This is a genomic window from Flavobacterium sp. 103 (genome assembly GCF_003096795.1).
In the GTDB taxonomy this organism is placed as follows: Bacteria; Bacteroidota; Bacteroidia; order Flavobacteriales; family Flavobacteriaceae; genus Flavobacterium.
On sequence record NZ_QENX01000001.1, the window covers coordinates 733883 to 756205 of the forward strand.

General features: G+C 33.1%; 18 protein-coding genes. 10 read left to right on the forward strand and 8 right to left on the reverse strand.

Features of this window, described 5'->3' with window-relative positions:
- Nucleotides 1–170: 170 nt before the first annotated feature.
- Together C8C85_RS03000 and C8C85_RS03005 are read left to right on the forward strand one after the other, a co-directional pair.
- Nucleotides 171–1151 carry a fasciclin domain-containing protein gene (locus C8C85_RS03000; protein WP_116795755.1) on the forward strand — a complete coding sequence of 327 codons (981 nt, stop codon included), beginning with the start codon at nucleotides 171–173 and terminating at the stop codon, nucleotides 1149–1151.
- 698 nt (nucleotides 1152–1849) lie between these two features.
- Complete coding sequence (locus C8C85_RS03005; protein WP_116795756.1) at nucleotides 1850–2818, forward strand: fasciclin domain-containing protein; 969 nt, start codon at nucleotides 1850–1852, stop codon at nucleotides 2816–2818.
- Between the two features lie 90 nt (nucleotides 2819–2908).
- Here C8C85_RS03005 and yidC read toward each other — a convergent pair whose 3' ends face one another.
- The 7 genes from yidC to guaA form a co-directional block, all read right to left on the reverse strand.
- Nucleotides 2909–4801 (reverse strand): membrane protein insertase YidC, encoded by a 1893-nt coding sequence (gene yidC, locus C8C85_RS03010; RefSeq protein ID WP_116795757.1) that lies wholly within the window; start codon nucleotides 4799–4801, stop codon nucleotides 2909–2911.
- Nucleotides 4802–4923: 122 nt separating this feature from the next.
- The gene (locus C8C85_RS03015; RefSeq protein ID WP_116795758.1) at nucleotides 4924–6537 is read right to left on the reverse strand and encodes a CTP synthase; all 1614 of its coding nucleotides are present in this window, start codon (nucleotides 6535–6537) and stop codon (nucleotides 4924–4926) included.
- Nucleotides 6538–6704: 167 nt separating this feature from the next.
- Nucleotides 6705–6935 (reverse strand): DUF3820 family protein, encoded by a 231-nt coding sequence (locus C8C85_RS03020; RefSeq protein WP_116795759.1) that lies wholly within the window; start codon nucleotides 6933–6935, stop codon nucleotides 6705–6707.
- A 54-nt stretch (nucleotides 6936–6989) separates the two neighbouring features.
- Nucleotides 6990–7391: an OsmC family protein gene (locus tag C8C85_RS03025; RefSeq protein WP_116795760.1), complete on the reverse strand. Its 402-nt coding sequence runs from the start codon at nucleotides 7389–7391 to the stop codon at nucleotides 6990–6992.
- A 41-nt stretch (nucleotides 7392–7432) separates the two neighbouring features.
- On the reverse strand, nucleotides 7433–9391 hold the full coding sequence (locus C8C85_RS03030; protein WP_243412037.1) for a LysM peptidoglycan-binding domain-containing protein: 1959 nt from the start codon (nucleotides 9389–9391) through the stop codon (nucleotides 7433–7435).
- Nucleotides 9392–9454: 63 nt separating this feature from the next.
- On the reverse strand, nucleotides 9455–11356 hold the full coding sequence (locus tag C8C85_RS03035; protein WP_116795762.1) for a LysM peptidoglycan-binding domain-containing protein: 1902 nt from the start codon (nucleotides 11354–11356) through the stop codon (nucleotides 9455–9457).
- Between the two features lie 61 nt (nucleotides 11357–11417).
- Nucleotides 11418–12947, reverse strand: a complete 1530-nt coding sequence (gene guaA / locus C8C85_RS03040; protein WP_116795763.1) for a glutamine-hydrolyzing GMP synthase — start codon at nucleotides 12945–12947, stop codon at nucleotides 11418–11420.
- A 204-nt stretch (nucleotides 12948–13151) separates the two neighbouring features.
- Between guaA and C8C85_RS03045 the strand changes: the two genes are divergently transcribed.
- Nucleotides 13152–14294 (forward strand): DUF3179 domain-containing (seleno)protein, encoded by a 1143-nt coding sequence (locus tag C8C85_RS03045; RefSeq protein ID WP_116795764.1) that lies wholly within the window; start codon nucleotides 13152–13154, stop codon nucleotides 14292–14294.
- Between the two features lie 118 nt (nucleotides 14295–14412).
- A complete protein-coding gene (locus C8C85_RS03050) occupies nucleotides 14413–14940 on the forward strand; it encodes a hypothetical protein (RefSeq protein ID WP_116795765.1) in 528 nt (175 codons plus the stop codon).
- A 25-nt stretch (nucleotides 14941–14965) separates the two neighbouring features.
- Here C8C85_RS03050 and C8C85_RS03055 read toward each other — a convergent pair whose 3' ends face one another.
- Nucleotides 14966–15631 carry a hypothetical protein gene (locus C8C85_RS03055; RefSeq protein ID WP_116795766.1) on the reverse strand — a complete coding sequence of 222 codons (666 nt, stop codon included), beginning with the start codon at nucleotides 15629–15631 and terminating at the stop codon, nucleotides 14966–14968.
- A gap of 352 nt (nucleotides 15632–15983) precedes the next feature.
- Between C8C85_RS03055 and C8C85_RS03060 the strand changes: the two genes are divergently transcribed.
- The 6 genes from C8C85_RS03060 (at nucleotide 15984) to C8C85_RS03085 (ending at nucleotide 22294) form a co-directional block, all read left to right on the forward strand.
- On the forward strand, nucleotides 15984–16370 hold the full coding sequence (locus C8C85_RS03060; RefSeq protein WP_116795767.1) for a RidA family protein: 387 nt from the start codon (nucleotides 15984–15986) through the stop codon (nucleotides 16368–16370).
- 64 nt (nucleotides 16371–16434) lie between these two features.
- Nucleotides 16435–17691, forward strand: a complete 1257-nt coding sequence (locus tag C8C85_RS03065; RefSeq protein WP_116795768.1) for a voltage-gated chloride channel family protein — start codon at nucleotides 16435–16437, stop codon at nucleotides 17689–17691.
- A 77-nt stretch (nucleotides 17692–17768) separates the two neighbouring features.
- A complete protein-coding gene (locus C8C85_RS03070) occupies nucleotides 17769–19244 on the forward strand; it encodes a rhomboid family intramembrane serine protease (RefSeq protein WP_116795769.1) in 1476 nt (491 codons plus the stop codon).
- A gap of 167 nt (nucleotides 19245–19411) precedes the next feature.
- Nucleotides 19412–20416 (forward strand): DHH family phosphoesterase, encoded by a 1005-nt coding sequence (locus tag C8C85_RS03075; RefSeq protein ID WP_116795770.1) that lies wholly within the window; start codon nucleotides 19412–19414, stop codon nucleotides 20414–20416.
- Between the two features lie 6 nt (nucleotides 20417–20422).
- Nucleotides 20423–21070 (forward strand): gliding motility-associated peptidyl-prolyl isomerase GldI, encoded by a 648-nt coding sequence (gene gldI, locus C8C85_RS03080; RefSeq protein ID WP_116795771.1) that lies wholly within the window; start codon nucleotides 20423–20425, stop codon nucleotides 21068–21070.
- Between the two features lie 99 nt (nucleotides 21071–21169).
- Nucleotides 21170–22294: a peptidylprolyl isomerase gene (locus tag C8C85_RS03085; RefSeq protein ID WP_116795772.1), complete on the forward strand. Its 1125-nt coding sequence runs from the start codon at nucleotides 21170–21172 to the stop codon at nucleotides 22292–22294.
- Nucleotides 22295–22323: the final 29 nt, after the last annotated feature.

Here is a 22323-nt window from a genome sequence, read left to right on the forward strand (position 1 = left end):
AAAATAAGCACTAACAATAGATAACAAAAACACAACTTATTGATTTTCAAGTATAAACAAAATAAAACAAAATCATAAAGTTTATTTTTTTGTTTAATATTTAATTAATTTAAATAAACAACCATTGAAAATAATATTTAATTTTGGTTAAACAATCAAAAACAACTATTATGAAAAATTTATTAAAATTCAGACCATTGGGATTACTAGCTCTAGTACTAGTAAGTTTTATTTCTTGTACAAAAGATGACAATGAAATGGAAAGCACACCAATCGCACAAACAAACACTTCTATTGCAGAAATTGCAGTTTCGAATCCAGACTACTCTATTTTTTCAGAGGCATTATCAAAAGCTGACTTAACATCAACATTGACAGCCAAAGGTACCTACTATACTGTTTTTGCACCAACCAACGCAGCTTTCACAGCATTTTTGAAAACGACACCCTATAAAAGCATATTTGAAGTACCTAGAGATGTATTAATACAAATATTATCGAATCACATTGTTAAAGGCAAACTAAAATCAACCGACTTAACAACAGGTTATGTTAAAACACTAGCAAAAGGAGGCGCATCGTCCAATAATACTCTAAGTATGTTTGTTAATACTTCAAACGGGGTACAATTGAATGGAGTTTCAAAAGTTATAAAAGCAGATATATTGGCGGCAAATGGTGTTATGCATATTGTTGACGCAGTAATTCCTTTACCAACTATTGTAGATCACGCACTTGCAAATCCCAACTTCTCGATTCTGGTTGCCGCATTAACCTATAATCCATCATCTGGTTTCGCAGGAATTTTATCCGGTACCGCTAGTTCTCCATTTACAGTGTTTGCGCCAACAAATGATGCTTTTGTAGCATTCTTAGGTGAGACAGGGTTTTCAGGCCTTTCAGCAATACCTGCAAACGTTTTAGAAAAAACATTAAAATATCACGTATTTACGGGAGCCAATGTTTTATCTTCCCAATTAAGTGACAACCAAGTTATAGGTATGTTTTCAGGACAGAATGTAACTGTAAAATTCACTCCAACAAGACTTGTTGATGTAAATAGCAGAAATTGTAATATTATAGCAGTAGACGTGCAATGCACTAATGGAGTTATCCATGTACTAGACAAAGTACTCTTACCTACTTTTTAAAAAATCAAATTATTTTCCATAATTACTTTTTATAACGGAAAACTTATATCAAAATAAGATTTTCCGTTATTTTTTTGTCTAACTATTCACAGATTACTTTATTAGCCTTCATTGATACACGAATAGGGTTTAAAAATACTAACATAACATCATTTGGCCTTTACAATCAAATTTTAGACATAATCATTACTGAACTAAAACCAAATACTAATGGATGCATAAATTAGAAATTTAAAGTGATTTCGATAAATAATTTACAAATACATAATCTCATTTATGAACAATAAAAAAGCTAAGAATCTTTTACCTAAAAACAATTTTCTAGTACTTTAAGTCTCTGATTTAGCCAATTCAATGAAATCGAAACTTACAACAAAATCATCAATTGGATTTTATTGTCTAAAAATTTGATCCTAAAAAGCAGCCAACCCAAAATTCCAATACATTAAAAAAAATTTTTTTTTTATAATGTTTAACTATATCACGCCTAAATCAATATCAAACAAATAAAGCAACCCTTTAAAACATTACATATAATTGATTTACAAGTACTTATAAACGATTAAACACTTTTAAAAAAAATCATAAATTTTTGGTTTTGTTTAATTTTTTTTAATTTTTATCAAACAACTAATTATTTAAATCACTAGTTTTGTTTAAGAATTTAAACTAATTATTAAACATAAAACCACAACAAGATGAAAAATTTATTAAAATTCAAAAAGGAAATAGCTTTGGTTCTCTTATTAATCATTGGTATCTCATGCAACAATGATGACAACACCACTCCAACACCAGTTGCAGATAATACGATTACAGGAATTGCTTCAAGTAATCCAGATTTCTCAATTTTAGTTGAAGCATTAACAAAAGCCGATTTAGCAACAACCTTAAAAGGAGCTGGACCTTATACCGTATTTGCACCTACAAATGCCGCGTTTACCGCTTTTCTCAAAACCACACCTTACGCTACCATCAAAGATGTACCAACAGCTGCGTTAACTCAAATACTGCTAAATCACGTAGTAAGTGGCAAAGTAAAATCTACTGATTTAACAACGGGATACATTAAAACCCTTGCCAAAGGCGGAGCATCAACAACTAACACTTTAAGCATGTTTGTCAATACTTCATCTGGAGTAAAATTGAATGGAGTTGCCAAAGTGGTTACCGCTGATATTATGGCGACAAATGGAGTAATACATGTTGTAGATGCTGTAATAGGCCTTCCTACGATTGTAGATCATGCGATTGCCAATCCAAGCTTTACCACATTAGTAGCTGCATTAACTTATAATCCAGCCTCAGGATTTGCAGGAATATTGTCTGGAACAGCAAGTTCACCTTTCACGGTTTTCGCTCCAACAAATGATGCATTTGGAGCTTTCTTAACAGAAACCGGTTATTCTGGATTATCTGCTATTCCCGCCAATGTACTAGAAAAAACATTAAAATATCATGTAGTTGCTGGTGCCAATGTAGAATCAAAACAATTGACAAATGATCAAGTCGTAACTACTTTTTCCGGTCAAAATGTTACCGTAAAATTTACTCCTACCCGATTATTGGACGTTAGCGGAAGAAATTGCAATATCATTGCAGTCGATGTTCAATGTTCCAATGGAATCATACACGTATTAGACAAAGTTCTACTACCCACGTTTTAATAAATATAATTAATTGGTTGTTAATCTACTTTGTTAAAACAAAAAAGCTCCTGGTAAACAGGAGCTTTTTTACTTATATTCAATTTATATTTATTTCTTTTTTGCTTTTTGAGCTTCGGCTTGTTCCATCGCTTCTTGCAGTTTTTGTTGAAATTTACCTGGTTTCTTAGGCTCTTTCAATTTGTTCTCTTGAATTTGAGCATGAATCTTATCTGGATCCACAATATGATTTTTGATCACAAACATAATTCCGATTGTAATTAAATTCGACATGAAGTTATACAAACTCAATCCTGCACCGTAACTATTGAAGAAAATCAACATCATAAGTGGTGAAATATAAATCATATATTTCATCATCTTAGCCATATCCGGCATTCCTTCTTGCTGCGGAGCCGCCATTTGTTGATCCCCAGAAGTCATTTTCATATAAAAGAAAATTGCTACGGCAGCCATTAATGGAAACAAACCAATATGATCTCCGTATAATGGAATATGGAATGGTAGTTTATAAACAGAGTCAAATGAAGACAAATCATCTGCCCAAAGGAAACTTTTTTGTCTCAACTCAAAAGCTGATGGAAAAAACTGAAACGAAGCATACATAAATGGAATCTGAATCAGGGCCGGAATACAACCCGCCATAGGATTCACACCCGCTTTAGAATACAGCTTCATTGTTTCCTGCTGCTTTTTCATTGGGTCTTTTTTGAATTTCTCACCCAATTCTGTAATCTCAGGTCGCAATACTTTCATTTTAGCCTGAGACAAGAATGATTTATAAGTAATGGGAGACATTGCTATTTTTATGATAATCGTAAAAATGATAATCGCTATCCCATAAGAAATATTACTACTCAAAAATCCAAATAATGGAATAAAGATAAATTTATTAATCCATCCAAAAATACCCCAACCCAGTGGAACTATTTTCTCCATACCCTTATCATAAGCTTTCAGAGTCGCATAATCTGTTGGCCCAAAGTACCAATTCATTTTATAGTCCACTTCACCATTTTGGAAAGCCAATGGTACTGTAGCATTAAACTGCTTAGTAAAAATAGTATCTTTTGTTTCATCCAATACCAAGTTATTTGATTTCAAACTTGCTTTTTCAAATGAAGTATTGGTCAAAAGAATAGAGCTAAAAAAGTGTTGTTTGAAAGCTATATAATCTACTTTCTCTGGAGTTTCTTCCTTGTCTTTCCCTGCACCTACGTAATCATGCTTTCCATCTTTATACTGAAAACGCAATTCAGAAAATCTATTTTCATAAGAAATACTTTTCTCTGTTCTAAACGATTTCAAATTCCATTGTAAATCCAAAGGTTTAGCCGTATTCAATACTTTATTCAATCCTTGGGAACGAATATCAAAACCAACCATATAATCGTTTGGTTTCAAAATATATTTATACTCCAAGAATTCATTTGGACCTGATTTCAATTTCATCGAAAGAATTTGATCAGCACCAACTTTAGTTAATGTAGGCTCAAAATACAAGTCTTTTGTATTCAAAACTCTATTATCACTTGTCTGCAATTGAATATTTAAATCAGCATTGTTGTCTTTAATCAAAGAAACCAACTGACCAGAATTCTTCTTGAATTTTTCAAAATTCTTCAAAGTAGCTTCTACAATGTAACCTCCTTTGTTAGCAATTTTTAATAATACAAAATCATTTTCGATTGTTGTAACATCATTTTTTGCCGAAGGTAAAGTCGCAGAATAAGCAAAACCACCTAAAGTTTTCTGCAATTGAGCCAATTGAGTAGAATCACCGGCAACAGCAGCCATTGGAGTTTCAATTGATTTTACGGCTGCCGCTTTAGCTTGTGCTTCTTTTGCAACCAATTCTTTTTTAGCCTTTTCTGCAGCAATTTGCGCCTCTGAAGGTTTGTTTTGGTACATCATCCAAAGAAAAATACCAATAATTAATACAATACCTATAACCGAGTTAAGGTCTAATTTTTTTTCTTCCATTTTATTTATTGTTGTTTTCTTATTTCTAATTTAGATGAATAGAAACTGATTTCGTTAGTCATCAAAATATCTTTAATGTTACATTTTGACAAAAATCATTCCTAAAATCTAATTATAAGCTTTTATTTCTTTTTCGCCTTAACAGCTGCTGCCACAAAACTTACAAAAATAGGATGCGGATTTGCTACAGTACTCTTATATTCTGGGTGGTATTGTACACCGATAAAGAAAGGATGATCTGCTAATTCAACAATCTCTACTAGACCAGTATCAGGATTCACACCAGAAGAAATTAATCCCGCTTTTTGCAATTGATCCACATATTGACTGTTGTATTCGTAACGGTGACGGTGACGCTCCGATATTGACGTCTTTCCGTAAATCTTAAATGCCAATGAATCTGGTGTTATATCACATTTCCATGCGCCAAGACGCATTGTTCCACCTTTGTCAGTTACATTTTTTTGATCTTCCATCAAATTCACTACTGGATTTGAAGTTTTATCATTCATTTCGGTAGAATTAGCATCTGCCAATCCTAATACATTTCTGGAATATTCAATAATCGCCATTTGCATACCCAAACAAATTCCGAAAAACGGAACTTTATTTTCACGGGCATAACGAATCGCTTCAATTTTTCCTTCTATTCCTCTTTCTCCAAAACCTGGAGCCACTAGAATGGCATCCAAACCGGATAATTTTTCTTTAATATTCTCAGAATCTATAAATTCTGAATGTATAGAAATAACATTAACTTTAGTTTCATTTGCAGCACCTGCATGAATGAAAGCCTCAAGAATTGACTTGTAACAATCTTGCATTTCAACATATTTTCCAATCAAACCGATATTTACGGTATGTTTTGGGAATTTCAACCTACGTAAGAAAGTATTCCAGTTTTTTAAATCCGGAGCTGCTTTTTTAGGTAAATCCAATTTTTTCAGCGCCACAACATCCAGTCCTTCTTCCAACATTAAATTTGGAACTTCATAAATTGTAGAAGCATCGATAGATTGAATAACCGCTTCTCTTTTTACATTACAAAACAACGCTAATTTGTTGCGAATTTCATCTGAAATCTCATGCTCTGTTCTACAAACTAAAATATCAGCTTTGATTCCGCTTTCCATCAAGGTTTTTACGGAATGTTGTGTTGGTTTGGTTTTTAATTCTCCAGCTGCAGCCAAATAAGGAACCAAAGTTAAATGAATAACAATTGCATTATTTTCACCTAAATCCCACACCAACTGACGCACAGATTCGATGTATGGCAAAGACTCAATATCACCAACAGTACCTCCAATTTCAGTTATAACTATATCAAAATCGCCCGATTTACCAAGCAATTGCATTCTTTCTTTAATCTCATTAGTGATATGAGGTACAACCTGAACGGTTTTTCCTAGAAATTCTCCTCTACGTTCTTTTTCTATTACCGAAAGATATATTCTACCTGTAGTTACATTATTGGCTTGAGAAGTAGGCACATTCAAGAAACGCTCGTAGTGTCCTAAATCCAAATCAGTTTCCGCACCATCATCCGTTACATAGCATTCTCCGTGCTCATAAGGATTCAAAGTTCCTGGATCGACATTGATATAAGGATCAAATTTTTGGATTGTCGTCCTATAACCTCTAGCTTGTAACAATTTTGCCAAAGATGCTGCTATAATTCCCTTTCCTAAAGAAGAAGTCACACCACCTGTAACAAAAATATATTTCGTTTGATTCATTCTGTTGTTGTTTGTATTGTAGTTATGTAAAAAACGTGGCAAAAGTACAAATTTAATTGGAATACTGGAGTGTCCAATATTAGATTTTTAGACTTGTAGGATAATTGGCTAATTAGCAGACAACTTTAATCTACCCATCTAAAAATCTAGCAAACCCCACAATTAAATTAAGGTTTTGGGTACTTCTTTTTTATGTTTCGAATTAATTCTTCGAGTCCGTTGAGTTTTAACTCATAAATTAATTTCAATTGATCGCCCAGTTCTCCTTTGGGGAAACCTTTATTACTGTACCAAACTATATAATACTCGGGTATATCAATAAGAAACCAGCCTTCGTATTTACCAAAAGGCATTTTGGTGTGAGCCAGTTTTATGAGTTGTTTTTGGTTTTGATCCAAAATAAAGAATTATGAATTATGAGTTATGGGGTTCATAAAATTGAACACTACCTTCTATTTCCAATTAAAAGTAATTCGCTTCTCAATATCGGCATTCAAGCTCAAGAAAACAGGACATGTCATAGCGGCTCTTTCCAGAATCGTTTTATCTTTTTGCTCTGAAACTCCAAGCATTTCAAAAACAATTTCGATAGCTCCAATTCGTCTTGGTTCGGCATTCATGATTTTTGTCACCGCTGCAGTTGAACCTTTAAAATCAACATTCATATCTCTTGCTTTTATCCCCATAATCGTCATCATACAGGTAGCCAAAGCATTGGCAACCGAATCTGTTGGAGAGAAAGCTTCTCCTTTTCCATTATTATCAACCGGAGCATCCGACAGGATTTCACTGCCCGATTGTATGTGTATAGAGGAAGTTCGTAAATCCCCTAAATAAGTTACTTTTGAAGTCATTTTTTTGAATTTTCTGTTTTCTTTTTTCTGCTATCTAAACACTACTTCGCTTCTTTAATAGTCAAATCGGTATCGTAATACAGGATATAAACTCCTTTATTAGCATATCCGCCCTCTTCATTTTTGTGATAATCAAACTTATTTTCAACTTGTTCGGTTATCATTGTTTCGGCTGTTTCCTGATAGGTTTTATCTTGTGACAAGCGCATCATAGTATCAAAAGTAATATCAAAACCACGAATTGCGTAAGTACTTGGATTGACTTTGTTCTTCTTTCTGTAACTCTGCATGAATAGTTGAGCTTCAGGAGTATTATTTTCACGAGTTGCAGAAGGATACATCAAATGCAGTTTTGTCAAATTCTCAAAACTTATTTCATCTGTATCCAAAGTCTCATTAGGTTCCAAAATAACCAATTGCACTTGATAATTAGCCATAACTCCAAGCATAGCATTCATCGTGTATTTAATCATTCCTGTATTACCTGTCTCCAAAATAACATAATTCATTTTGTCTGTTACCAATAATCTTTTAAAATTTTCCACATCCAAACCACCAGTTGCTGTCAATGGAGCTATTTTTATTTCTTTTTGATTTTCTAAAATGTATTTTCTGATAGTCTCTTTTTTCTTATCAATCACTGCTATTACATTCCCTTGTTTAGCAGTTAAAAAATCAAACATCGCTGACTTCATAACAGATGTTGATACAATTGACTGGTATAAATTCGGCATTGGATTACCAGCATCTTTTGACAATGGCGAAATAACCGGTACATTATTTTGAGTAAGTAAACTAGCTGTTCTTTCGACATTGCTTTGATAAAATGGCCCCACTACCGCATCAGCATTGGTAAGATTGTTATCACTAAAAACAGAACTAACGTTTGAAGTCGTTTTGGTTTCATTGGAATCAAAAATTTTTACATCCATAGAAATCCCCACTTGTTTAGCAGAATCTATCGCCATCAATGCACCCGAATAAAAATCCAAAGTCATATTCAGAAATTTATCATTGTTCAGTCGATTAACGGTTGAAGTGATAGTGTCTCCCCCATTTTTGGCAATATTAAAAGGAAACAGCAACACCAAAGTCTTTTTGTCCTGACTATTTTTTTTTGTCAAAACAACTTTTTGTTTGGCAGAATTTACCGCAATTTGATTTGATTTCGATGGTACTTTCAAAACCATTCCTTCTTGAACACCTGCTGATAAAGCTGGATTCAATTCTATTAATTGTTGCTGTGTCAATCCAAATACTTTAGATAAGCTATAAAATGTTTCTTTTGGTTTGACTGTATAATCAATATAGTTTACTGGTTCAGGAACACTAACAGCAATATGCTTTTCACTTACAACTTTTGTTTCGGCAGGAACAACTTTGGCTGCTGTTTTACTTCCGTTTCCTTTTATCAACAACTCATACCCAATAGTTAAATTGGCTACAATCTCAGGATTTTTTCGTTCCAATTCTTCAATAGTAATGTCATATTGTTTGGCAATCGAATACTTGGTTTCTTTTGGCTGTACTGTATGATAAATTGCTACATTCTTTGCCACTACAGGAGTTTTTGAATTATTTTTTGAAGGAATATTCAAAACTTGACCTATCTGCAAACCATATTTCTCAAGATCTGGATTGGCTTTTTTCAAAGCTTCGTCGGTTACATCGTATTTGCTTTCAATTCCAAATAAAGTTTCCTTGGCAATCACTACATGCGTTTTTGGCTGTTGCGTTACCGTTTTTGTCGAAGTCAGGCTGCTTTTTCCATTGTTTTTTGGAATCAGCAATATGCTATTAGGTTTCAGTCCGTTTTGTGCATCTGGATTGAGTTTGTAAATTTCGTAGGGAGTTGTTTTAAACTTTTGGGCTATTTGGGCAATCGTTTCTCCTTTACCAACAACATATTTCTCTACTTTTTCTTGCGAAAAACTTGAAGTAACAGAAAATAAAATAGTACAAAATACTACTGAAAAATAGTTCATATTAGCGTGGTTCATGTGTGTTTTTAATTCAGTAAAAATACTGTGTTTATGGCAAATATTCCTTCTATCGTTGTTAATTTATTCCTTAATTGTATTCTCGGAAATTATATTAGCAATAAACATTTTTTCAAAAAGCGGTTTTCCTTGTTTTTGAACAAACTCATATTGCGCCTCTTCTTTTGTAGCAAAGGTCTTAGAATAAACATAATACGAAAGTATATTAATATTATAGAAAAAATTAGCATCCAAAGAACCTGAATCGGTTAATTTTCGAATAAAAGCATCTCTTTCACTAGCTACATGAAAATTCCCCAACACAACATAATATCCAGATTTCAAATCCTTTACACCTTCAATTTTTTCAATTTTAATTGCTTTGACCTTAGCTGGTTGCTTAGCCAACTCTTTTTTAATTTGATCTAAAGTAAGTGATTTAGACACCACTGCTGTCTTAGCTTTAGTTTGAGATTCGTATGCTTTATTCTGATAACTTTGATTTTTTAATTTAGCCAAATTATCATCAAACAATCGAGCTTGTTTACTATAAAAAGCAGCCTTACTGATATGTAATTTCAATTCTGACTTACTCTCATTATTTAAGGAATCCAGTTTTGTTATCAACTTCATGTTATTCAAATCACGAGTTTTTTGTTCCATTTCCATGTTTTTCAAATCCACCGGAGTAAATTTCACAGTTTTCTGATCAACCTTTGTTTTACTGTTTTCTCTGATACTTTTCTTGTATTCTTGATTCTCTTCTACAACAATTCGCTCTGCTTTGTCCATCAAACCAGAATATACTTTTCTGTTCTCTGCCAATTGCTTTTTAAGCTGTTGTGACAATTCATTCGTCTTTTGGATATTCTCATTGGATATTTTTTGCAAACGAATGGATTCGTCAAGATCGACCAATTCTGTTTTTTTCAATTCATTCAAATCTTTACCCATTGTTTTCACTAATGAATCCAATTTGACCAAAAGAATTTCCTGAATATTTTTATTGGCCTCCAAAACCAATTTAAGTTTTTCGGCCGAACCTTCTTTGGTATTTTCAATCTCTTTTAGATTCACCAAAAGACCATTTACATTAATCACCTTTTGATTAATTTCTTCTTGTAATACTAGTTTTTCTTTAAGGCTATTAATTTCTTTAGCATTAGCCTTGGATTTTTCTACCACAACTTGTTTTTCTGCCAAAGCAAGCATCAATTCTTCATTTTCATTGGTTGGCTTCACTTCTTTTACATTGATAGCCAATTTATTTCCTTCAGTTAATCCGTTTACAATTTCAGGATTTTGAGATTCCATTTGTTCTACAGTTATTCCGAATTGTTTTGCTATAGAATACTTGGTTTCTTTGGCTTTTACCACATAAAAAACAGTTTCGGCATTGATGACCCGCACTCTACCGTCAAGAGTTTTCTTTTTGTTTGGAATTTTAATTTCTTGCCCTACTTGCAATCCGTCTTTTAAAATAGCCGAATTGGCTTTATCTAAATCTTCAACAGATACATTATAAAGTCTGGCAATGCTGAATAATGACTCTTTAGGCTGAACCAAATGAGTATTTTTTGCAATAACTGTTTCTGTTTTCTGAGTATTTTCTTGTGGAATAACTAATTGTTGTCCTACTTGCAATCCATTGGCTAGAGCAACTGCATTTGCACTTTGAATGGCTTCGACTTTGATATTATATTTTGTCGCTAGCCCAAACAATGTTTCTTTTGGGGCAACAGTATGAGTAATTGTATTTTTGGATTGAGGAAGTAATTCTGGAACGTTAAGCATTTGGTTTTCTGCGATTCCGTTTTGGGCTTCTGGATTAAGTCTATAAATTTCAGAAGGAGTAGTGTTATAGTTTTGAGCGATTTGGGGGATTGTTTCGCCTTTTAAAACTGTGTGTTTTGCTACAGATTGCTGCCCAAAAGAGACATTTGAAACAAAACCGATAAATAATAAAACTCTTAAAAGTCCTTTCATAAATATAATTTTAAAAATTAAGTCGTTACAAATGTAACGACTTAATGTTAAAAAAATTATATTATTCCCACTCAATTGTTGCTGGTGGTTTTGAACTTATATCGTAAACTACACGATTCACTCCTTTTACTTTATTGATGATATCATTCGACACTTTCATCAAGAATTCATAAGGCAAATGTACCCAATCCGCAGTCATTCCGTCTGTTGATTCAACAGCTCTCAAGGCAACCACTTTTTCGTAAGTACGCTCATCGCCCATTACTCCAACGCTATTTACTGGCAATAAAATAGCTCCTGCCTGCCATACTTTATCATATAATCCCCAAGATTTCAATCCGTCAATAAAGACTTTATCTACATCCTGTAAAATTTGCACTTTCTCTAAGGTAATATCTCCCAAAATACGAATCGACAATCCTGGTCCCGGGAAAGGATGTCTTCCTAATAATTCAGGATCAATTCCTAATGTTGCTCCTACTCTACGCACCTCATCTTTGAAAAGCATACGCAAAGGTTCAACAATTTTAAGTTTCATATAATCTGGTAAACCACCCACATTATGGTGTGATTTGATAGTTGCCGATGGTCCTTTTACCGAAACCGATTCGATTACGTCAGGATATATCGTTCCTTGTGCTAACCAAGTAACGTCTTCAATAAGATGTGATTCTGCATCAAAAACTTCGATAAACGCATTTCCGATTGCTTTTCTTTTTAATTCCGGATCAGTAACTCCTGCTAAAGCATCATAAAAACGTTGGGAAGCATCTACTCCTTTTACGTTCAATCCCATTCCTTCGTATTGATCTAAAACACTTTGGAATTCATTTTTACGAAGCAATCCATTGTTTACAAAAATACAATACAGATTTTTCCCAATTGCTTTATTTAATAAAACCGCAGCTACAGTTGAATCTACACCTCCAGAAAGACCTAAAACAACTTTGTCGTTTCCGATTTTTTCTTTCATTTCAGCTACGATTTCTTCAACGAAAGCGTTTGGTGTAAAATTTTGAGGAACCTCGGCAATTTTCACCAAGAAATTCTCTAACATTTTTGAACCATCCGTAGAGTGAAAAACTTCAGGATGATATTGAATAGCATAAGTTGTTTCTCCTTCAATTTTGTAAGCGGCATATTCAACGTCATGTGTGCTTGCCAATTTTACTCCATTTGCAGGCAATGCTTTAATACTGTCACTATGGCTCATCCAAACCTGGCTGTTTTCAGAAACGCCGTCAAAGAAAGTTTCGCCTTCTTTAATGTAGGATAAATTCGCTCTTCCGTATTCTCTGGTGTTTGAAGCAGCAACTTCTCCTCCACTAAAATGGGCTAAATATTGCGCTCCGTAACAAACGGCAAGCATAGGAAGCTTACCTCTAATTTGTGATAAATCTGGATGCGGTGCATCTTCTCCTCTAACAGAAAAAGGGCTTCCTCCAAGAATTACGGCTTTATAACTTGATAAATCATCTGGAAAATGATTGTAAGGAAAAATTTCGCAGAATATATTTAATTCGCGAACTCTACGCGCAATAAGCTGTGTATATTGCGATCCGAAATCTAAAATAAGTACGTTGTGTTGCATGCGCAAAAATACTTTATATATTCGGAATTGAAAAATTGTATTTTGAAAAATTTTTATTTTATTTTTATCGAATAACTTTTCTTTATTTTAAGCAAAAGAGTCAAATTAATTCAAGAAAAAGCAACAAAAAACAAAGAATATCCAATTTATAATCAATTATAAAAAACCAAAACCTACTATTAATTAGAACCAAATCTACACGCTATGGCAAAAAAAATCTATTATTTCGGTATACTGGGGTTATTGATATTTGAAATTGCAAATGTTTATTTTATAATGCCAATGCCTGGAAGTCAGGAAATGAACAGTATCGATTTGGCCTATTTTTTATATTCTTGGCGATGGATTTTTAGATTGGTTTTTATACTAATGGTCCTTTTTGGCTTTAAAGCCGCTTTTCAAAAATCAAAAATTTTCTCTCTAATCTCTTTAGTTATCGCTATTGGGATTGGTTATTCTACAAATTATGTCATGGCAGCAGATTCTATGTTTCATCAAACCACTAACCTAAAAATGAGTGATGCCTCAAAAAGCAAAGTGGATACAAGCCGAATTGTTATTGGCATCACTTACAAAGGAGAGTCCAGAGCTTATCCCATACAATTTTTAGGATACCATCACCAGGTGTTTGACACAATTGCCCAACATCCGATACTTGTTACCTATTGTACCGTTTGCAGATCTGGCCGTGTTTTTGAACCAATAGTAAATGGTAAAAAAGAAACTTTTAGATTAGTAGGGATGGATCATTTTAATGCTATGTTTGAAGACAAAACGACCAAAAGTTGGTGGAGACAAGCTACTGGAGAAGCAATTGCAGGAGCATTAAAAGGGCAATCTTTACCCGAATTACAAAGCAATCAAATGTCATTAAACAAATGGCTCGACTTAAACCCAAAAAGTTTAATCATGCAAGTTGACAAAAATTTCAAAACAGAGTATGACAGCTTGAGTAATTATGAATCCGGAAGAAGAAAAGGAAATCTAACAAGAAGAGATACACTTTCATGGAAAGACAAGTCATGGGTTGTTGGTATTACCATTGACAATCAAAGTAAAGCCTATGACTGGAATGACTTTGTAAAGAAAAGAATCATTTATGATGTAATCAACAATAAACCAATCGTATTGGTTTTGGCCAATGACAAAAAAAGTTTCACGGTTTTACAAAGAAATAATAATGATCAAAAATTCACTCTTGAAGGAAATCTATTAAATGATGGACAAAACAGCTATACATTTCTTGGAAAATCAACAAACCCCTTAGATAATGGACTTAAATCCATAAAAGCCTATCAAGAATACTGGCATAGTTGGAGAACTTTTCATCCATTGACACTGAAATAACATTCCTACATAATTCGATTCATATAATAATTAAATGGTAAAACCGTTAAATGATGAGATTGTATATCTAGTTAGATTACATTTGCACGAAACTCCAAATCATAAACTTTTACCTTAAATGAAAACAAAAAAAATTACAATTCTAGTTCTTTTAGCCTTAATGATAGTCTCATGCAATGAAGTAGACAAATTATTGACTTTTACTATTTCCGATCAAACTACATTTAAAATAAATAGTGGATTGCCTTTTAACTCTCCTTTTGAAGTGGCAACGCCAGATGTTACAACCAATTCTACTTCAGAATTTAAGAACAATAACACAAATGTGGATTTAGTAAAAGATGTAAAATTGGATGAACTAAAATTGAGTATCACAAGTCCTGCTGATAAAACATTTAGTTTTCTAAAATCTGTTCACATGTATATTTCTACAACTGCCGATGATGAAATCGAATTGGCTTTTCTGGATAATATCAGCTCAACCACAAATACTATCAATCTTACTTGTACTGCCCAAAAGTTAGACAAATATATTAAGGCTTCGAGTTACAAAATAAGAACATCGGTAATTACAAAAGAAACCTTGACCCAAGAGACAACAGTAAAAGCGGATATGAAATTTAAAGTTACTGCCGATCCTTTTTAATCTTTTTTTCTAAAAAAAATTAAAACTACTCCTTTACAAGAATAATAGTGGCTTTAAAACCTGTACCAAGATTCCATTCACTAGCCGAAACCAGATTTTTTTTATCATCATAAACTCTGAATTCGGCTGTATTGGGGCCAGAATCCCCTTGATTTAATGCTTCAAAATCTATTTTATTAAAACCTTTTTGCAAAGTAATTTCAAAACCTTTAAAATTACTATCCAAATACACTGAAGATTGAATGACCTCTCCATTCAAATACACCCTAATTAAATCTCCGTCTACATATTGGGCATCCCTATACATGACTTTGGCTGATTCAGAAGTCGTTTTATAAGTACCTAAACTTTGATTGCGACGGTACGCAACTCCTTCCTGACGGTCAGTTTTTTTGTTCAATCTATCTCTTACCTCATCCCCAGGATTAATGAACTCATTCTTTGGAATCATGGAAATCTCACTCTTAACTTTTAGTTTATAGTCCGAAACAGCATTCGGAGGCGACTGTACATTTGGGCTTTTATAAACATTGGGAGGAATAATAACAGAAGAATCAATTGGAGGTGTAGGCTTCTTTTCTTTTGGTTTTATATTAACTGGCGGAATCGCTTTGAACTTTGTACTCGACTCAAATTGAGCATAAGTACAGGTCGAAAAACCTATCAGAAAAATAAATAAAATTTGTTTCATAGCATTAAAAAAGTAGGTTTTCTATCTAAAAACATTTTTTTCAAAAATAAAAAAACAGTGCTTATAAAATCACAAAACTAACATAATTTATTTCTGCTGACTTGTTAAGAAATTCTAAATTTAGAAAAAACAAAACTACACAATAAAATTATCTCCAATCACTGAACCGTTATCAGAAATTAAAACATCTCGCTTATTTTGTTATAAAAAATGAAAAACTACCTCAAGATGACCTCACGCCGTAATGTGATTGTTTTTTTAATTCTAATTTTTATAAATTGCGCCCTTTAAAGGAAAATCTTTAGATTTAGATACTTTTAAGCAGCAATTAACAAAACTAAAAAACCAAATAATGAAAAGAGAAAACATCTTAACTGGGTCACCATGGGAAGACAAAATGGGATATTGTCGTGCAGTCCGTATAGGAAACATCATTGAAGTATCCGGAACTGTTGCAATAGTTGACGGCGAAAAAGTAAAAGCCGATGATGCATATGCACAAACCTTAAATATCTTGGAAAGAGTCGAAAAAGTATTGGAAGATCTTAAAGTAGGAATGAAAGACGTGATCCGCACCCGAATTTTCACTACCGATGTTTCTACTTTTGAAGAAGTTGCAAAAGCACATGCAACTTTTTTCAAAGACATAAAACCCACTACCGGTTTTTATGGTATCAACCAATTGGTTGCTCCAGAATACTTGGTTGAAATAGAATTTACAGCAATTGCATCAGAATAGTTCAAAAATAGTATGAATTGTAATACTTTAGCATAAAATTTATTTAAAAAAAGTAACGCAATCGATGAATTTTGAAAAAATAAAACAAATAATGCTTATCACACTCAAATGGACTTTCATTTGTTGTTTGATAGGCATTTTTTCTGGATCGGCATCTGCTTTTTTCTTGGTTTCATTAGAGTTTGTAACCCAAGTCCGAAATCATAACAATTGGATTATTTGGTTCCTCCCCTTTGGTGGTTTACTTATTGGCTATGGTTACTTTTACTTTGATTCCAAAATTGCAAAAGGCAACAACCTATTATTGGAAGAATACAATAAACCCGAAAAAAAGATCCCATTCCTGATGGCTCCGTTGGTCCTTTTGGGCACATTAATAACGCATCTATTTGGTGGTTCAGCAGGCAGGGAAGGAACTGCAGTGCAAATGGGTGGTGCCATTGCCGATTTATGTACCAATATTTTCAGACTAAATCATGCCGAAAGAAGAACATTGATTATACTGGGAATTAGCGCTGGCTTTGCTTCGGTTTTTGGAACACCGCTAGCTGGTGCGATATTCGCATTGGAAGTTATTTTTTTTTACAAAATTAATTTTAGAAGTATTGTCTGCTCTTTTCTTGTAGCCTATATTGCTTATTTCACCGTTGAATTCTGGGAAATAAAACACACTCATTATAGCATTCCTGCAGTTCCCGAAATGAATTTCACTGCTATATTTTGGATACTTATCGCCAGTATTTTGTTTGGATTAGCCGCTTTACTTTTTGCAAGAAGCACTCATTTTTGGGGAAAATTATTTTCAACAACCATAAAATACCCACCATTAAGACCTTTCATAGGCGGAATTATTCTATCCCTATCGATTTATCTAATTGGCACCACAAAATATATTGGATTAGGAGTTCCTATGATTGTAGATGCTTTTTCCATTCATAATGCTCCTTATGATTTTCTTTTAAAAATCCTTTTTACTGGTTTTACCCTTGGAGCTGGATTTAAGGGAGGCGAAGTAACCCCACTCTTTTTTGTTGGGGCAACATTGGGAAGTGCTTTATCTGTAATTGTCCCATTACCGATAGCTTTATTGGCTGGAATGGGATTTGTGGCTGTGTTTTCGGGTGCAACCCATACTCCTATCGCTTGTACGGTTATGGGAATGGAACTTTTTGGTATAGAAAGCGGCGTTTTCATCGGAATTGCCTGTATCATTGCTTACTTTTTTTCCGGCTCTATCGGGATTTACAAATCTCAAATTGTTAGAGGTCCAAAATCTATTTTATATCAAAGCATTAGAAAAAAAGGATTGAAATACCTTTAGCCTAAAAAAAATGTTTTACACTTTATTTATGATTTTTTTTGTAGTATTGTTACTTTACAAACTTAATCATCAGAAAAATGGCTTTTGGATTCCCTTCTTCTTTTTTACACGGCCTACCATTAAACAATTTATCGAAAAATAAATTTATTTTCAAAGCTATTGAAATTTCCAAAAAACTAAATTGGCAATTAATTGAGATTAACAAAAAGGAAATAACATTTGAAACAGTTAATTCTCAAAACACTTGGAATGAGAAAATTCATATTACAATAGAAACCGAAGCTGCCTATTTTATTAGTTCTAGTAATGGCAACCAAATTTATGATAAAGGTCGAAATAAGAAGAATATTGAAGCATTTTTAGAATTATTTTATGAAGCAGATAGTCAAAATGAAAATTTAGAATTCTCTGAAAATTTGCTTTCTGAATACATTACTACTCTAAAAAACAACATTCTTAATCAAAATACAGAGGCCATAAAAACAACCCGCTTCTATTCATTCTTCTCTATTTTTATACCAACAAAAAATTATTTTATTACCCCAATCCTTATCAATTTAAACATCTTAATTTTTATTTTGATGGGCTTATCAGGAGTCAATATTTTCATTCCCGAGATTCAGGAAATCATTGATTGGGGTGGGAATTATGGCCCATTAACTACCGAAAATGAATGGTGGAGATTACTTTCTTCCTGTTTCATTCATTTTGGAATTATTCATCTTTTCATGAATTGTATCAGCTTAGCTTATATTGGCTTACTGCTTGAACCTTACATGGAAAAATGGCAACTACTGACTACTTATCTTTTTTGTGGAATACTTGCCAGTATTACAAGTTTATATTGGAACGATAATTTAGTTAGTGCTGGAGCATCTGGTGCCATTTTTGGACTGTGTGGAATTTTAATAATTTTTGTTCTTTTTAAAAAATTAGACGAAAAATTAAATTCTAATTTATTATTACCTCTTATTAGTTTAATTTCCATAAATCTACTCAGTGGTTACAAGGATGGGATAGATGGCGCAGCACATATTGGAGGATTTCTTTCTGGAATCTTATTTGGCATTATACTCGCACTCTTGGATGGACAAAGAAAAAAGGCAATAATTGCAATCTATTCCGTATCAATCCCACTTATTATAGCTTTGTCAATCATTTGTAGAAACTCCAAAATGTATATATATCAAACAATGGAATATGAAAACAGAATGCAAGATTTCGTTGATATGGAAAAAATGGCATTAGAAGCTTATGGCTCTAGTTCTTCAAAAGAACAAATGCTTTACATGATTAAAGATAGAGGCATTTATTATTGGGAAGAAAACATTAAATTAATAAAAGAGTTGGACAAGTTGTATCTTCCTGAAAAAATTCACATCAACAACAAAAATTTAATTGAATATTGTAAGTTACGGACAGAATTATACGAACTTGCGTATAACAAATTAAATGAAAACACAGATAAATACGATTCTAAAATAGGATATCTTAATAGTGAGATTACTAAGATTATGACAGTAATTAAAAACAATTCAACACAGGAATTCTAAGTTTGCTTTGAACCAAAAAAATAGTGATTCCATTTAAACTGATAACGAAATAAATTTTTCATTAAAGTCTTAGGCGCAAAAAAAATCAGAATACCTATAGTCTATATTTCTTTATAATTTCTTAAAAGCTTTCAACTTTTAGTTTAAAAAATGTAATTTCGCAAACTATGAATATACAAGACATACAAGCGATACAGTTGTTATTATCAACTCCAAAAAAAATTGCCATAATTCCACATAGAGGTCCAGACGGAGACGCCATGGGTTCAACATTAGCATTATATCATTTTTTAATAAAAAACAATCACAATCCTACAGTGATTTCTCCAAATGATTTTCCCGATTTTCTAGCGTGGATGCCAGGCTCCGAAACGGTTAAAATATACGAAAAAGATAAAGAGTTTTGTACTAAAATACTAGAAGAAGCTGAACTTATTTTTACTTTGGATTTTAATGCACTCCACAGAGTGGGCGAAATGGAACAGGTTTTAGAAAAACTTACCGCTCCTTTTATCATGATTGACCATCATCAATGGCCAGATGATTATGCTACTTACACCTATTCGGATGTTGCATTTGGTTCTACTTGCGAAATGGTTTACAACTTCATTTCTTTATTAGGCAAAAAACAAGATTTAGACAAAACGATTGCCACTTGTATTTACACTGGAATCTTGACTGATTCTGGTTCGTTCCGTTTTCCAAAGACTACTGGAACAACTCATAGAATAATTGCCGAATTAATTGACCTAGGAGTCGAAAATAGTTTGATCCCAACCTTATTATTTGACAATAGTTCCTATAATCGTTTGCAACTACTGGGTCGTGCTTTACAAAACATGAAAGTGATGATGGATCATAAAACATCCTACACTTCATTGACACAAGAGGAATTAAACAGTTTTAATTATGTAAAAGGTGACACTGAAGGCATTGTTAATTATGGTTTAAGCATAAAAGGAATTATTTTTACCGCTATTTTTATCGAAAACAAAGAAGAAGGAATCATCAAAATCTCTTTCCGTTCGCAAGGAATTTTTGATGTAAATCAATTTGCCAGAGATCATTTTCAAGGTGGGGGACACAGCAATGCTGCCGGAGGAAAATCGGAAGTATCAATGGAGGAAACACTACACAAATTTGAAAGTTTAGTACAAAAATTAAAAATATAATAGCCCATGAACTATTTTAAAGTATTACTAATTACCTTTTTTGCTGCCGTTTTATTAACGAGTTGCAAACAGCATCAAGAAGCCAGAAGACCTGTTTCACAATCATCCGGAAGCTTCATGAAGCAATCTATAGCCCGAAACAAGAAAATGATCGCTGGAGAAGAAGACCAAATCGAAGCTGTAATAAAAAGTGATCCCACCAAAAAATACATAGCCTCCAAAAAAGGATATTGGTATTACTACGAAACCAGAAACCTGACCGATAGTCTTACTCCCAAAAAAGGAGATATTGCTTTTTTTGATTATGAAATAAAAGATTTGAAAGGCAATATTATTTATTCCGAAGCCGAATTAGAGCCTCAGATTTACAAAGTGGACAAACAGGAAATCATGATGGGATTGAGAGATGGAATAAAACTTATGCGAAAAACAGAAAAAGTACATTTCCTTTTTACTTCGCATATGGGTTATGGGTATCATGGTGACAATAATAAAATAGGTACCAATCAACCTTTACTTTGCACTGTTACCCTTCGCGACTTTATGCCTGAATCTAAATATAATGCGCAAATTCAACCTAATACCGTCGCAAAAGTTAGCCCTCCTATGCCTATAAAACCCAAATCAACCATAAAAGACACGTTAACAAATTAAAAAAAGCAGAATGAAATGAGCATAACCTTAAATAGGTTACCCATGCCAATAAAGACATGCGAATTCCATACTCCAATGAAAAAATAATATTATCTACATATGAAAAAAAATATTTTATTTGCACTACTCCTCATTACAACTTTAATTTCCTGTAACAAAGAACACAACAATTTACCTGATGGTTTATATGCCGAAATAGAAACCAATAAAGGAAGTATCCTATTGGAATTAGATTATAAAAAAGCTCCAGTAACAGTTGCTAACTTCATTACATTGGCTGAAGGCGAAAATGAATTTGTTGTCAATGATACTTTGAAAGGAAAACCATTTTACAACGGACTAAAATTTCATAGAGTTATCAAAGATTTCATGATACAAACTGGCGATCCACTTGGAACAGGATCTGGAGATACAGGATACAAATTTAAAGATGAATTTAGCGATTTGAAATTTGACAAAGGTGGAATTTTGGCAATGGCCAATAATGGACCTGGAACCAATAGCAGCCAATTTTTCATCACCCATTTAGAGACCCCTTGGTTAGACGGAAAGCACACTATTTTTGGACATGTAGTAGATTACAACCTTGAAGTGGTGAATAAAATAGAGCAAGATGATTTTATAAAAAGTGTAACTATCATCAGAAATGGTGAAGATGCCAAGAAATTTGATGCTAAAAAAACTTTTTACGATTATTTCAAAATAGAATCTGAAAGCCAAAAACAAAAAGTAGCCGCAGAAGCCGCTGCAAAAAAAGAATATGAAGCCAAATACAAAGCCGTTTGTGATCAAAAAGTAGCTTCTTTTACGGAATTAAAAAGTAAAGCCACCAAAACAGCAACTGGACTTCAGTATGTAATCACTAAAAAAAGTGGCGGCAAAAAGCCAGCTATGGGTTCAACTGTTTATATTCATTATGCAGGATTTTTGGAAAACGGTACTTTATTTGACACAAGTATTGAAGACGTATCCAAAACTTTTGGAAAATTTGATCCGGCAAGAGCAGCAGCCAATCAATACACTCCAATCCCTTTTCAAGCAGGGAGAAAAGATGGTTTAATTCCTGGATTTATTGAAGGAATAGAAAAAATGTCCATCGGAGACAAAGCTGTTCTTTTTATTCCTTCACATCTTGCATATGGAGAAGCTGGTGCAGGTGACGTAATTCCACCAAATACCAATATCATTTTTGAGATTGAATTAATGGAAAAAATGCCTAATTAATTTTAAAATAGTTGACACTTAAATTTTAT